This is a genomic window from Kribbella pratensis (genome assembly GCF_004365355.1).
Taxonomy (GTDB): domain Bacteria; phylum Actinomycetota; class Actinomycetes; order Propionibacteriales; family Kribbellaceae; genus Kribbella.
The window spans coordinates 1574786-1588202 of sequence record NZ_SODP01000001.1 but is presented as its reverse complement, the minus strand read 5'-3'; the positions used below and the strand labels follow the sequence as shown (position 1 = coordinate 1588202).

Annotated in this window: 15 protein-coding genes; 4 read left to right on the top strand and 11 right to left on the bottom strand. The window is 68.9% G+C overall.

Annotated elements, in window-relative coordinates:
* The first annotated feature begins 14 nt into the window (after window positions 1-14).
* Genes EV653_RS41575 through EV653_RS07395 form a run of 3 tightly spaced genes read left to right on the top strand, consistent with a single transcriptional unit; the run spans window position 15 to window position 1239 of the window.
* Complete coding sequence (locus EV653_RS41575; RefSeq protein WP_202871499.1) at window positions 15-455, top strand: SRPBCC domain-containing protein; 441 nt, start codon at window positions 15-17, stop codon at window positions 453-455.
* Complete coding sequence (locus tag EV653_RS41570) at window positions 452-784, top strand: ArsR/SmtB family transcription factor (protein ID WP_238159615.1); 333 nt, start codon at window positions 452-454, stop codon at window positions 782-784. Before EV653_RS41575 ends, EV653_RS41570 begins: the two co-directional genes overlap by 4 nt.
* An 11-nt stretch (window positions 785-795) precedes the next feature.
* Window positions 796-1239: an SRPBCC family protein gene (locus EV653_RS07395; RefSeq protein ID WP_134099218.1), complete on the top strand. Its 444-nt coding sequence runs from the start codon at window positions 796-798 to the stop codon at window positions 1237-1239.
* Here the strand turns inward: EV653_RS07395 and EV653_RS07390 are convergent.
* Window positions 1236-2009: an enoyl-CoA hydratase/isomerase family protein gene (locus EV653_RS07390; protein ID WP_134099216.1), complete on the bottom strand. Its 774-nt coding sequence runs from the start codon at window positions 2007-2009 to the stop codon at window positions 1236-1238. The genes EV653_RS07395 and EV653_RS07390 overlap by 4 nt on opposite strands.
* A 25-nt stretch (window positions 2010-2034) precedes the next feature.
* Window positions 2035-3633: an ABC-F family ATP-binding cassette domain-containing protein gene (locus tag EV653_RS07385; RefSeq protein WP_134099214.1), complete on the bottom strand. Its 1599-nt coding sequence runs from the start codon at window positions 3631-3633 to the stop codon at window positions 2035-2037.
* Window positions 3634-3738: 105 nt separating this feature from the next.
* Between EV653_RS07385 and ypfJ the strand changes: the two genes are divergently transcribed.
* Window positions 3739-4641, top strand: a complete 903-nt coding sequence (ypfJ, locus tag EV653_RS07380; RefSeq protein ID WP_134099212.1) for a KPN_02809 family neutral zinc metallopeptidase — start codon at window positions 3739-3741, stop codon at window positions 4639-4641.
* 155 nt (window positions 4642-4796) lie between these two features.
* Here the strand turns inward: ypfJ and EV653_RS07375 are convergent, their stop codons facing one another.
* From EV653_RS07375 to EV653_RS07335, 9 genes are all read right to left on the bottom strand, one after another.
* The gene (locus tag EV653_RS07375; RefSeq protein ID WP_134099210.1) at window positions 4797-7814 is read right to left on the bottom strand and encodes a hypothetical protein; all 3018 of its coding nucleotides are present in this window, start codon (window positions 7812-7814) and stop codon (window positions 4797-4799) included.
* Window positions 7815-7835: 21 nt separating this feature from the next.
* Window positions 7836-8798, bottom strand: a complete 963-nt coding sequence (locus EV653_RS07370) for a hypothetical protein (protein ID WP_134099208.1) — start codon at window positions 8796-8798, stop codon at window positions 7836-7838.
* A 112-nt stretch (window positions 8799-8910) separates the two neighbouring features.
* Entirely contained in the window at window positions 8911-9567 is a 657-nt protein-coding gene (locus EV653_RS07365; protein WP_238159614.1) for a hypothetical protein, read from the bottom strand.
* Window positions 9568-9587: 20 nt separating this feature from the next.
* The gene (locus EV653_RS07360; protein WP_202871498.1) at window positions 9588-10376 is read right to left on the bottom strand and encodes a TadE/TadG family type IV pilus assembly protein; all 789 of its coding nucleotides are present in this window, start codon (window positions 10374-10376) and stop codon (window positions 9588-9590) included.
* Window positions 10363-10821 carry a TadE/TadG family type IV pilus assembly protein gene (locus tag EV653_RS07355; RefSeq protein WP_134099206.1) on the bottom strand — a complete coding sequence of 153 codons (459 nt, stop codon included), beginning with the start codon at window positions 10819-10821 and terminating at the stop codon, window positions 10363-10365. The genes EV653_RS07360 and EV653_RS07355 overlap by 14 nt, the downstream gene beginning before the upstream one ends.
* 8 nt (window positions 10822-10829) lie before the next feature.
* Window positions 10830-11261, bottom strand: coding sequence for a TadE/TadG family type IV pilus assembly protein (locus EV653_RS07350; RefSeq protein ID WP_238159613.1), 432 nt, complete (start codon window positions 11259-11261; stop codon window positions 10830-10832).
* Window positions 11262-11272: 11 nt separating this feature from the next.
* Window positions 11273-11494 (bottom strand): hypothetical protein, encoded by a 222-nt coding sequence (locus EV653_RS07345; protein WP_134099204.1) that lies wholly within the window; start codon window positions 11492-11494, stop codon window positions 11273-11275.
* 100 nt (window positions 11495-11594) lie between these two features.
* The gene (locus EV653_RS07340; protein WP_134099202.1) at window positions 11595-12515 is read right to left on the bottom strand and encodes a type II secretion system F family protein; all 921 of its coding nucleotides are present in this window, start codon (window positions 12513-12515) and stop codon (window positions 11595-11597) included.
* Entirely contained in the window at window positions 12512-13417 is a 906-nt protein-coding gene (locus EV653_RS07335; protein ID WP_134099200.1) for a type II secretion system F family protein, read from the bottom strand. Before EV653_RS07335 ends, EV653_RS07340 begins: the two co-directional genes overlap by 4 nt.

Below are 13417 nucleotides of genomic sequence, written 5' to 3'. Positions count from 1 at the left end.
AAAGGATGAGGGCGATGACCAGGAGCATCGAGCGGGAGATTCGGGTGGAGGCTACCCCGGAGGTGGTTTACGAGGTGGTCAGCTCGCCGGAGCACCTGTGCGCGTGGTGGCCGGACGAGGTGGACCTCGACCCGAAGCCCGGCGCGACCGGCACGATCACCTTCCGGCAGCACGACGGCGCCATGGTCCAGCCGCTGACGGTCGTCGAGGCCGACCCGCCGCGGCGCTTCTCCTTCCGCTGGGCCTACACCGACGAGCCCGCCACCGCGGAGAACTCGGTGCTGGTCACGTTCGACCTGATCCCGGCCGACGGCGGCACGCTGCTCCGGTTCGCCGAGACCGGGTACGACGAAGCCGGCAAGTCCGACGAGCTGCTCGCCGACCACACCAGCGGCTGGGACTACTTCATCCCGCGCATCCCGCCGTACGCCGAGGGGTTGGCGAACCGGCTGTGATCGACGACGAGCTCTGGTCGGCGATCGGTGACCCCACCCGGCGACGGATGCTCGACCTGCTGCTCGCCGACGGCGGCGGTACGTCGACCAGCCTCAGCGACCAGCTGCCCGTCACGCGCCAGGCGGTTGCCAAGCACCTCGTCGTACTCGAGCGGGCCGGGCTGGTGCATTCCGCACCGTCCGGACGCGAACGTCGCTACACCGTGGACGAGTCGCAGCTCGCCCGCGCGATCAACCAGCTGACCGACGTCACCGACGCCTGGGACCGGCGGCTGCAGCGCATCAGGCGGATCGCCGAGGCGATCCAGAAAACCCGAGACAACAACTGAAAGGCACTGTCATGTACGACATCCTGCACCGCGTCGGAATCATCGCGTCCCCGGAGGACGTGTTCGCAGCGCTGACCACTATCGACGGTCTGGCCGGCTGGTGGACCGAGGACACCAAAGGCGAGGTCGACGACGTCATCGAGTTCCGCTTCGCCACCGCCGGCGGAGACGGCTTCGACATGAAGGTCCTCGAAACCACACCCGGCAAGCTCGTTCGCTGGGAGGTCGTTGGTGGCCCCGACGAATGGATCGGCACCCACGTCAGCTTCGAGCTCTCGCAGACCGACGAGTACACGATCGTGCTCTTCAAGCAGGAGGGATGGCGCGAGCCCGTCGAGTTCATGTACCACTGCAGCACCAAGTGGGCCACGTTCCTGATGAGCCTCAAGCAGTACGTCGAGACCGGCAAGGGCGAGTCCGCGCCACACGACGTACTCGTCAGCAACTGGCACTAACCCTGAAGGGCGGCGAGGAGCTCTTTGAGGCGACGTTCCTGAGCTTCCCGCTCCGCCTTGAGCTGGTCTTCGTACGAGCGGTCCGCGGCACCGAGGAGCAACGCCTTGGTCTCGCGGATCGCGCCGGGCAGCGGGCCGAGCAGCGCGTCGGACAGATCCTTCACGGTCGCTTCCAGCTCCTCCGCCGGTACGACGATGTTGGCCAGCCCGAGCTCCTTGGCCTCCGCCGCCTCGACCCACCGACTGGTCGCGCAGATCTCGAGCGCCCGCGCGTAGCCGACCAGCTGGACAAGCGGCTGCGTGCCGCCGAGGTCGGGGACCAGGCCGAGCGACGGCTCGCGCATGCTGAAGCGGGCGTCCGGGGTGACCACTCGCAGATCGCACGCCAGCGCGAGCTGGAACCCCGCGCCGACCGCGTGGCCCTGGACAGCGGCGATGCTGATGATCTCAGGGCGACGCAACCACGAGAACCCGGCCTGGAAGCCGGCGATCAGCTCGTACACCTCGGCGGTCGGCTTCGCGCCGAGGGTGAGCAGCGGCTCCTGGCCGAGATCGTTCTCCCCCATGATCAGGCGGCGGTCGAGGCCGGCCGAGAACGACGGCCCCTCCCCCGACACCACGACAACGCGCACCTCGGGCGGCAACGACGTACCGAAGTCGGCCAGGGCACTCCACATCGCCGGGGTCTGCGCGTTGCGCACCTCCGGCCGGTCCAGCACCACACGCGCAACCGGGCCGTCCACCGAGAACCGCAGTCCGAGATCCGTCATGCCACCGGATATTACTCCGGAGTAATCAGGCGAGCGAGACCAGGTCGGCGTAGTCATTCGACCAGAGGTCCTCGACGCCGTCCGGGAGCAGTACGACGCGCTCCGGCTCGAGGGCCTCGACGGCGCCCTCGTCGTGGGTGACGAGGACGATCGCGCCCGTGTACGAGCGGATCGCGTTCAGCACCTCGGCCCGGGAGGCCGGGTCGAGGTTGTTGGTCGGCTCGTCGAGGAGCAGTACGTTCGCCGCCGAGACGACCAGGGTCGCCAGGGCGAGCCGGGTCTTCTCACCGCCGGACAGCACGCTGGCCGGCTTGTCCGAGTCGTCGCCGGTGAACAGGAACGAGCCGAGCACGCTGCGGGCCTGCGTCTCGTTCAGGTCCGGGGCGGCGGACTTCATATTCTCGAGCACGGTCCGGTTGACGTCGAGGGTCTCGTGCTCCTGGGCGTAGTACCCGAGCTTGAGGCCGTGGCCGTCGATGATCTCGCCGGTGTCGGCCTTCTCGATCCCGCCGAGGATCCGCAGCAAGGTGGTCTTGCCGGCGCCGTTCAGCCCGAGGACGACGACACGCGAACCCTTGTCGATCGCGAGGTCGACGTCGGTGAAGATCTCCAGCGAGCCGTACGACTTCGACAGCTCGCGGGCCATCAGCGGTGTCTTGCCGCACGGCGCCGGGGTCGGGAACGCGATCTTCGCGACGCGGTCCGCCTGGCGCTCGTCCTCGAGCGAGGACATCATCCGCTCGGCGCGGCGCAGCATCTGCTGGGCGGCGGCCGCCTTCGTGGCCTTGGCGCGCATCTTGTTCGCCTGGTCGACCAGCTGGGTGGCCTTCTTCTCCGTGTTCGCGCGCTCGCGCTTGCGACGCCGTTCGTCGGTCTCGCGCTGGGTCAGATACGCCTTCCAGCCGACGTTGTAGACGTCGATCTCGGCGCGGTTCGCATCCAGGTGGAAGACGCGGTTGACGGTCTCCTCGAGCAGGTTCACGTCGTGGCTGATCATGATCACGCCACCGGCGTACGACTTGAGGAAGTCGCGCAGCCAGATGATCGAGTCGGCGTCCAGGTGGTTGGTCGGCTCGTCCAGCAGCAGCGTCTCGGCCTGGGCGAACAGGATCCGCGCCAGCTCGACGCGGCGGCGCTGACCACCGGACAGGGTCGCCAGCGGCTGGCCGAGGACGCGGTCCGGCAGGCCGAGGTTGGCCGCGATCCGGGCCGCCTCGGACTCCGCGGCGTATCCGCCGGCGGCGTGCAGGTCGGCCTCGGCGCGCTCGTACCGGCGCATGCCCTTGGCGCGGGTCTTCTCGTCGGCGCTGGCCATCGACTTCTCCGCGCTGCGCAGGCGTCGTACGACGTCGTCCAGCCCGCGCGCGGCCAGGATCCGGTCCCGGGCCAGTACTTCGAGGTCGCCGGTGCGCGGGTCCTGCGGCAGGTAGCCGATCTCGCCGGACTTGGACACCGAACCGCTGGCCGGCAGGCCTTCGCCGGCCAGGATCTTGGTCAGGGTCGTCTTGCCGGCGCCGTTGCGGCCGACCAGCCCGACCTTGTCGCCGGGACCGACCCGGAACGAAGCAGGCGCCAGCAGCTGCCGGGCACCGACGCGAACCTCGAGATTGGAGACAGTGATCATCGGGGTTCGCAGGCGTCCTTACGCTGGGCTACGGGCTGACGAGGCGGGCCACGGCGGTGTCGCGGCACGCCGAAATCCCCCGCTCTCAGGTCTAGTGTATGTGGCGTGAAATTCAATCCGGATGCGGATCTCGACACCAGTGGCGTCGAGGACACCCGCGGTAGTGGCGGTGGACGCGGAGGCGGCCTGCCCGGCGGGGTGATCCCGGTCGGGGGCGGCATCGGCGGCATCATCCTGCTGGTCGTGATCCTCTTGCTGACGGGCGGCCTGCCAGGCGGAGGTGGCAGCGACCAACCCGCCGCGCAGAACACCGCACCCGGCAACCTGAGCTCCTGCAAGAAGGGCACCGACCTGCAGTCGAACTCGAACTGCCGGTTCGTCTTCTACCAGAACTCGATCGAGAGCTTCTGGGCCGCGGAGCTGCCCCGGCGCGGGAAGAAGTACACCCGGGCGCCGATGCGGGTCTTCGACGGCTCGGTGAACACCGGCTGCGGCCCGGCGACCAGCGCCGTCGGCCCGTTCTACTGCCCGCCCGACATGCGCGTGTACCTGGACCTCGGGTTCTTCGAGACGCTGCAGACGGACCTCGGCGCCCGCGGCGGCGAGTTCGCCGAGGCGTACGTCATCGCGCACGAGTACGGTCACCACATCCAGAACCTGTACGGCATCCTCGACCGGATCAAGACCCGCAACGGGCCGTCCTCGGACTCGGTCCGCTCCGAACTCCAGGCCGACTGTCTCGCCGGCATCTGGACCAACCACGCCACCACAGTCCCGAACAAGAGCGGCCAGCCGCTCATCACCGAACTCTCCGAGGACGACATCGCCCGCGGCCTCGACGCCGCCGCCTCCGTCGGCGATGACCGCATCCAGCAGAAGACCCAGGGCCAGGTAACCCCCGAGTCCTTCAGCCACGGCACCGCAGCCCAACGCATGAAGTGGTTCCAGAAGGGCATGGACTCCGGCGACATGACCGCCTGCGACACCTGGTCGGCCAACCCGCTCTGACCATCGACCGTACGACGACCGTCCGCCCCGCGCGCTGCTGCTCCCCGTTTCAGGGGTCAACCCCGGAGTTGGTGGGTTTGGCCCCGAGAATCCGAGGGGCCAACCCACAAACTGACGGGTTGACCCCTGAGATGGGACCGCAGCACACAGCTGGGTCAGGCGACCTGGGCGGGGCGGTGGTAGCCGGGGAGGAGTTCGTCGACGAGGGCGTCGGTTTCGGCTTCCGGGCCCCGGGGGGCGCCGTGTTTGGTGAGGGCGGCGTACATCTGGCCGGCGACGTTGGTGACGTCGGCCGTCGTACCGAAGTGGGATGCCAGGCGGAGCGTGGCTCGCCACAGTTCCTCCGAGGCCGGCGAGAAGCTCAGGCCGGTCTGGAGGGCCGTGCGGGCCAGGTTGCCGTCGTTGTGGCTGAGGGACGCCTCGGCAAGCCGCAGTGCGGCGTCGACGACGGCCTCGGCCATCCGGCGCTCGATCCCGGACGCGGCGAGCCACGAGTAGCGGCCGCCGGGCAGGTTCGACCAGGCAGGACCGTGAACCAGGCTCAGCGCCGTCGACAGCGGACCACGCGGGTCGTCCACCATCGTCGCCTGCTTCGCCAGGGTCCGGAACACGTCCCAGTCGACCCGGACCACGCTGCGGTTCAGCATCCAGCGGCCCGACTCGTCGGCGTACATCGCGTCCACCCCGACCCAGCGGCGGGTGTGCTCCAACGCGGCGTCACGCAGCTCCTCGCTGATCCCGCGCGGCCAGATCGCACCCGCGAGCACGTTCGGGTGTACGCCGTAGTCCTGGCTCGCGAGGAACGCGATGATCTCCGTCGACAGCGAGACGCGGCCCTCGTCGATGACCCCGCGGGCGTCGACCTCGACCGAGCCGAGCAGGTCGACCTCGACCGGAGCCGGCTGGCTGAGATCGGTGGTCGAGAACTCGTACGCCGGCATGTCCTGCTCCGCGCGCCGCTTGTCGCGCGCATCCACCTCGGCCGCGTCGAACAGCGCGACCAGGTCGGCGAACTGCTCCGGGTTGACGCTGTGCGCGTCGACCTCGAGGCCGAGCAGCCGGCAGACGGCCTGGTTCTTCTCGTCCACGACGAACCGCCATGGCGAGTTGATCACGTCGCCGACGACGACGACCGCGATGCTGCGCTGGGTGTCAGCGGCCAGCCGGTTCAGCTGGTCCTGCTCCTCCGGCGACGGGGGCGCGGACACGAAGATGATCTCCGAGCCCCACAACGCCGCGTCCGGGTGCGTCATCCGGGCGTCCGCGACCGAGTCGACGTTCCGCCGCTGGCACGCCTGCACCTGCGCCTCGGTACGCCGGGCAACCTCGCCCATCGCGTCGTCGAGACGGATCCAGTAGCTCAGCCGCGACGGCGCCAGCGACGACAGGTCATCGCCGAACCCAACCATGCTGATGTGGGCGCCCTCGGACCACAGGTTGGTCGCCAGCTCGACGGCGAGCGAGCCGACCACGTCGCGGGACGCGTTGGTCACGCCGCCGAACGAGACGATCCCGTTCGCGGTGTCGAGGTCGATCAGCACCGTGGCGCCGTCGGCGTTCTGGCCGACTGTAACCAGCGTCGGGTACGGCGCGGGCGCGTTGACCTCGCCGCTCGGACCGTACGCCCGGCGCAACGTCCAACGGGTGCCTTCGGCAATCGCCTGCCACGGGCCGGGCGGCTCGGGCTGAGCCTCGTACGGGTCGAGCACCAGCGTCAGCGCGCGGTCGGTGACCAGCGCGGCGACCACCTTCGGCATCGGCCGCTGCAGCTGCGTCATGTCCGCGCCGAGCTTGCGCAGCGCGTTGTCCACGAACTGCGCGGTCGGGACATCCGACGCGAGCCGCAGGCTTACCTCGGTCTGACGGTGACCCGCGGCCTTCGGGCCTGGACCCTGCGCCCAGCCGCGGCGCCGCTTCAGCGCCAGCGCCAGGCCGGCCGCGAGCAACGCCGCACCGAAGCCGTAGATACCGGCCTGCTGCAGGTTGATGCCGCCGTCGTCGGTCGCCACGGGCGTTGCCTCGGGCACCTGGATACCGCCGCCGGCGGGCTCGCCGTGCCCAGACTTGCCAGGCTGCCCGGTCCCGGGAACGTGCGGCTCGACGGAGACGCTCGGCTCCCCCGGCTTGACGTTCTTCGCGCCCGGGTCGCTCTGGCTGGTGCCGATGACGATCGACGAACCCGGCTCGATGCCCTGCTCGGAGTACCGGGTCGGGTTGCTGGTCTTCGTCTCTGTCTTGCCGCCGGCCTTGGTTTCGGTCTTCGCCGTGACCGTGGGCTTGGCGGCCGTGCGCGTCTCCGTGGTGGTCTTCGTGCTGACCATGGTCTTGCCGGTGCGGTCGTCGATACTGACGCGGACCGTGTGCACGCCCGGACCCTTGGCGTCGCTCGGCAGCCGCACCTGCCAACCCGGCATGATCAGATCGGGGTTGGTCAGCCGGCGGCCGTCGGGCTGAAGCTTGTTCTTGTTGAGGTCGTAGATCTCCTTGTACCGCCGGCCCTCGCCCAGGTACCGCTCCGCGATGTCCCACAGGCAGTCGTAGTTGCGCCCCTGCGGCGGGCGGACCTCGGTGTACTTGATGACCTGACCCTGATGGTCGTGGTTCGTCCGTACGCCGGTCGTCGTCTTCTGGTTGCCCGCGAGGATCTTGCTGGCCGCCTCGGTCTGACGGAACTGCGACGTCGAGCTCTGCTCGCTGCCGTGCCGTGCGGACACCGAGATCGGAGCGGCCGGGCCGGAGGTGGTGACGGCGCTCGCGACCGGCAGGCTGACGCCTGCGCCGGCGGCGATCAGTACGACGGTGCCGATCAGCCGGCGGGCGATCGTCTGCGAACCGCCGCCGAACGGGATGTGTGGAGACAGGCCGTGGCCGCGGATCTCGGCGACCGCTTCCGCGATCAGGCAGATGACGAAGTGCAGCCAGGCGACCCAGATGACGAACGCGATGATGCCGAGGACGGTGCGGATGCTCAGCTCGTCGAACAGCATGCTGCTGGTCGGCATCTTGTCCGGCCACGGAGTCCCGAAGAACCGCAGCAAGATGTACGGCACACCGCCGACGATCGCCAGAATCGCGAGCAGCGCGACGAACCCCTTCACCCGGTCCGCGCCCGGACTCCCCTCCCGCCGCTGCGGCAACCGCGCCGCACGCACCGGCTCATTCGTCCTTACCATCGCTCCTCCATACCCCCACCATCAACCACCAATAGCCTCAACTTCCTGCACAGGAAGCCGCTGCACCGCTGTGACGTTCGCCTTACCGATCGGGTCCCAGCCGCCTGCATCCTTACCGACCCAGTACGACACCTCCCACGTGATCGTCAGCTTCACCGTGTACATGCCGTCGGGCTGGTTCGCACTGGATCGCAGATACGTGTGCTTGCACGTGTTGATCTGGTGGAACGGGTCCTGAGTTTCGTCGTACCCGGACGGATCGTCCGCCGGCGTCACGCCCATCGGACACCTGAACGGCTTGGTCCCGTCACCGGGATCGACCGTCATTTCGACGACCAGGCCGCGCATGCTCAAGTTGTGTGTCGGGTTGATGTACCCGCTGTACGCCCCGGGGTCCTTGTTCGGGTCGGCCTCGACCTTCGAACTCTCGGCCGTCAGCGAGAAGAAGGCAGGCACATTGACCCGAGGCGTGAACGTTGGCATGACCACCAGCGCCGGGGGTGGATAACTGCTCCTGAACTCGTGCCAGAAGGGCGCCATGTAGTCCGGGAACGGGCACTGCGCCTCCTCCTCCGGGCTGACCGGAACATAGGCGCGCTCCAGGTGTGCCGCATCGCCACCGTCGTACGTGTCGAGTTTGTAGTCGGTGATCGTGATCCGCATCACCCACTTCTTGCCGTCCGGAGCCTTCGGGAGCCGGATGCCGCCCGGGATGTCGAAATCACGGCACGGGATGAACGGCTTGCCGCCCAGGCGCTCCCGCCACGTGGGTGGGGGTGGTGGCGGCGGGACGATATGGCTATTCGGCACGTAGGCCGGGCCGTTGCTGCAGTAGGCACCGAAACCGATCGAGTTGACGTACATGCTGCAGACCGAGGTACCGGTCTGGATCGTCTCGGCGGACGCCGTGGTGACCGGTCCAGCCATGAGTAGTGCGAGGACGGCGCTCAGGACCAGCAGTCCGCGGCCCACTCGGTTCTGCATCCTCACTCCCCAGATTCGACGGCTCTTCGGCAGGTTATCTTCGACCAGGTGCATCATGCCCGTTGCTCAGTGCCCCGTCACCTATTCGGAATGTGAATTCACGAGTTCTGATCTAGGCCGGATAGTGCACCCGGGCACAGTTCACGCCTTTCGGTGTAGCCAACCGGTACGGCAGCCAGCCGATGCCGGTCTGGATCATCTCGATGACCTCCGCGGATCCTTTGGGCGTGACCACGGTCCAGCGCTTCCCCTTCGGATCCCAGTACTGCGTGGTCTGCGATCGGCAGGTCTGCACCGCGACGGTTCCGTCCGCCGTGCGCTTCGCGCCAACGATGACCACGCTGCCCGGGGGCTTCATGATCCAGCCGTTGCGCTGGGCGTCGTAGATGCCTTGTGACACGTCCGAGTAGAAGAACGACGGGAACTTCTTCCGCAGGACCGTGTCGTCTTTCGACACCAGCGCCTGGAAGTACAGCGGGTAGCTGGTCACGAGGCCTTGGACGGCGGGGTTCGAGGCGAAGTTCCCGGCCTTGATGATGATTTGTGCCTTGGGCGCCGTGGTCGGCTTGGCGGTGGTCGCGGGCTGCGTCGGCGCGCTCGAAGGCTCGGACGGCTCGGCGGACGGGGTGTCTGAGGACGTCGTCGAGTCCGAGCCGCCGGCCGGGACCGGGAGCGTGCCGTCGTCGGAGTTCTTGCCGCAGGCACTCAACAGCAGAACGCCGGCCAGAACGACGCTCAGAACGACGGGCGGGAGGGTGAACCTACGCACGGGAGGCAATCCTTTGATCTCTAGCCGCCGGGCGGCTTCGTCGACGACGGCGGCTCCGAACTCGATGGCGGGCCGGACGGATCGCCGGACGGCGGCGGCGAGGAGTTGGTGTCCGGTGGCGGCGTGACGTTCGGGGAGCAGGTGGCCGGGAACGGCAAGGGCGACAGGGTCCAGATCGGGGTCGGTGAGCCGATGGTCCAGGTCGGGCAGGGCAGGTCGATCGTCGGCGGGTTGGCGACGGAGGTCGGCGCGCCGGGGCCGTCGGTGGTCGGGTTCACCGAGATCGGCGGGATCGTCGGGCTGTCGTCGGCCTTCTCGATGCCTTGCTCGGCGTGCGCCTGACCGGTGCCGCTCGCCTTCAACGACGTCTTGCCGATCAGGCCGAGGAACGTGGTCTTGTTGGCGATGTCGACCTGGATGTCGACCTCTTTGTCCGTCAGCGTGGTCGGACCGCAGGAGGTGACGGCCGGGTCGTTGTTGCGCACCTGCGCGCAGAACCCGGAGATCGCGGCGGCTGCCTTCGTGGTGTCGATCTTCGCCTCGGCGACGTTCAGCTGGATCGCCGCGGCGCCGACGCGAGCGGCCTCCTGGGCGTACCCGACGGCGCGGGACCGTGCGCCGAGCTGACGCCCGCCGTCGATCACCAGGCCGGCCAGCGTGAAGATCATCACCGCGAGGATCGCGACCGCGGGACTCAGCGCGCCCCGCGAGAACAGCCGGTGGTTGCCGGGGGCATCGATCCGGAAGAACTCGACGAGCCGGGACCGGTGGCGGTGCCGGTCGTGCTGCTGGTCGTCAGGAGCCGTCACCGCGCACCCCCCGGTACGGGTCGAGGGACGAGGTGAAGCGCTTGGTGATCGTGGTGTCGCCGCCGAGCCCGAGCAACCCCAGGTCGCGGTAGTTGATCGTACAAGTGACCTCGACCGACAACGGCGACCCGGCAACGAACCCGGTGGTGATCGAGCCGGACGCGGAATCCTTGCAGGACTTGATCGCCTGGCCCATCGTCGTACTCACGGCCTCGTCCACCCGGGTCTGGGCCTCGGGCAACGACCGCGCCTGGCTGGCGCTGCGGGCGCCGTCCCGCGCCGCGCTCTCCAGCAGCGACGACGTCTGGAAGTACCGCCCGCAGGCGAGCAGGAACATGAACAGCAGGAGCAGCACCGGCGCAAGGATGACCATCTCCAGCGCCATTGTGCCGCGCTGACCGTGCTGCCCGTGCTGCCCGCGCTGTCCGCGCGTCCCCAGTTTCATCCTCACGCTCACTTGTCGGCTTGGAACTGTTCGATCTGGCCGGTGGCGGTCCGGCTCACCTTCAGCTTCAGCCCGGGGACCAGCGAGACGGTGTCCCCGGTGACGGTGAACGAGACGGAGCCTTCCGGGCTGTTGTACGCCGGGAACGGGACCTCGGTGTGCTGCAACGTCGTACCGCCGAGCTGTGCTGCGTAGGACTGGATGTCCGACCGCACCTTCTCCCCCACCGCAGTGGTGTAGACGGTCGGCTGGACCAGCCGGAGCCTGGACACACCCTCTTCCGCGGCGTTCAGCGCGACGGAACGCCCGTACAGCCACAGCGCCGTCTGGATGGACAGGAAGATCAGCGTCAGGATCGCCGGCGCGAGGATCGCCAGCTCGAGTGTGCTGACTCCTCGCTCCGACCGTCTGCGCCGCAACTTCAGCCCGCCCGAACGCATACCTGCGACCGTCAGCTGCCCGTGTCGATGTCGGCGGTGTGCTTGCTGATGACGCGCTTCACCACGACGCCGATCGCCAGTGCTGCGACGACGAGGATCCCCGAGATGATCGCCCACTCGAGTGCGGAGGCGCCCAACTCGGTGTGCCCCTGTCGCGCCTGGGCCCGCTGGGCCTGCGCCCGTGCGAGCGCGTAGCGGGCCATGGTCCGCCAGAACATCAACTCCGAGGTCATCCGATTGCCTTCCAGATCGTGAGGCCGAAGGAGGCCTCAGTATGCCCTGTACGACGGGCTACGCCGCGCCGCGGATCCCGTGCCCTGGTCACTGTTTTCCCTAACTTCCGAGGATGGCCACTCCGGCCGGGAAGGCCAGGAACAGGAAGAATGCCGAGATCATGACCAGCTGCGCAACCAGCATCGACTGAGAGCGCTCACCCGCCTTACCTTCCACGTCCGCCAACTCCTTACGCCGCAGCGATGCCGCCCGGGCGAGCAGCGACGAGCGGATCTTCGCGCCTTCGTCGCCGGCCAGTGCCAGCGCCGAGGCGAGGTCTCGCAGCTCCTCCACACCGAGGTCCTCGCCCAGCAGCGCCATCGCGTCCCAGGGCGTGATCCCGATCAGTCGCGCGTTCGCGAGCGCCTGCCGGATCCGGGCCATCGCCCAGTGCTCGCCGATCGTCGACGCGGTCATCAGCGCCTCGGGCAGGCCGCGGCCGCCGGCCAGGTTCATCGCGACCAGGTCGAGGAAGCTGCCGACCACATGCCGGAAGTCGCGCCGCCGCTTCTCCGCCTCCTGCCGCAAGGCCAGGTCGGGCAGGAAGAACGCCAGCACCACGAAGGCCAGCGTCACGATCGCCGGCGCCGCGCCCGGGGCGGCGAACCCGATGGCGGAGAACAGGAACAGCACGATCGGGATCAGGATCAGCGCGCCGAGTGCGAAGAACACCTTGGTGGCAAGCATTGCCGCGAACGGCTGGTTCATCACCGCGAGGTCACGGCGGAGCTTGCCGAACGCCCAGCCCCGCGCGTTCGCCTCGGCCTCGAGCCGCCGGCCCAGCGTCTCCCGGGCCCGGTCGACGCCGCCGAGCACCCGCTCGCCGGCCGCGCTCGCCGTTGCGCCGCTCGTGTACCCGCCGCGCCCGGCGTCGATCCGCGCGATCGTCGACAGCACGTTGGTCCGCGGCTTGATGAAGATCCGGATCGCGACGTACACGCCGAGGCCGGCCAGGCCGCCGGTGATGAAGGCCCAGGTCATCCGCTCACCGTCTCCATCCGGTCGTCACCGGGCCGGCTCAGCCGGCCGTCGGTGCTCATGCCGACCAGGAACCGCTCCGGCACCTCGATCTTCGCCAGCCGCCGCAGCCACAGCAGGCCGAGCGCGTACAGCCCGATGACCACGGTCAGCACGGCCTGGCCGATGAAGCTGCGGTACGGCGCCATGTACGTCGGGTTGAACAGGATCAGACCGGCCGCCATGATCAGCGTGATCGCGACGACCACCTGCACGCTGCGCCGGGTGGATCGCCGTTCCGCCGCGACCTTCCGCCGTACGTCGAGCTCCTCGCGGGCCGAGTCCGCCAGCGCGCTCAGCACCTCCCGCAGACCGGGTCCGCGGAGCCGTGCGTTGAGCACCAGGGCAGCGACGATCAGGTCGGCGGACGGGTCGTTCAGGTCGTCGGCGAACCGCATAAGGGCCGAAGGCAACGGTTCGCGGATGCGCAACCGGTCGACGAGCAGGTTCAGACTGGGCTTGATCGCCGGTGCCGCGTTGACCGCGGTTGCCGGGATCGCCTGCTCCAGACCGACCGCGCCGGCGATCGTGTCGCGCAGGGCCTCGGTCCACGTGGCCAGGGCGTCCAGCCGATCGATCGCGCGACGTTCCTCACCGGTGCCGCCGAAGAAGCGGTCCGCCATACCGGCCAGCAGACCGAGCGCGATCGCGAGCACCAGCCAGCGGGTCACCACCAGCACGACCAGGCCTACTGCGATGCCGGCGCCGAGGCGGATCAGGTTGCGGCGGCTGCCGGCGCCGCGGTTGCGGAACAGCGACGGCGTCTCGTCCTTCGGCTCGGTGCCCCGGATCGCGACGATCAGCAGCAGTACCGCACCGCCGACCACCGCCCCGCACAGCAGCGCAAGCAGAGTCTGGTTGCTCAC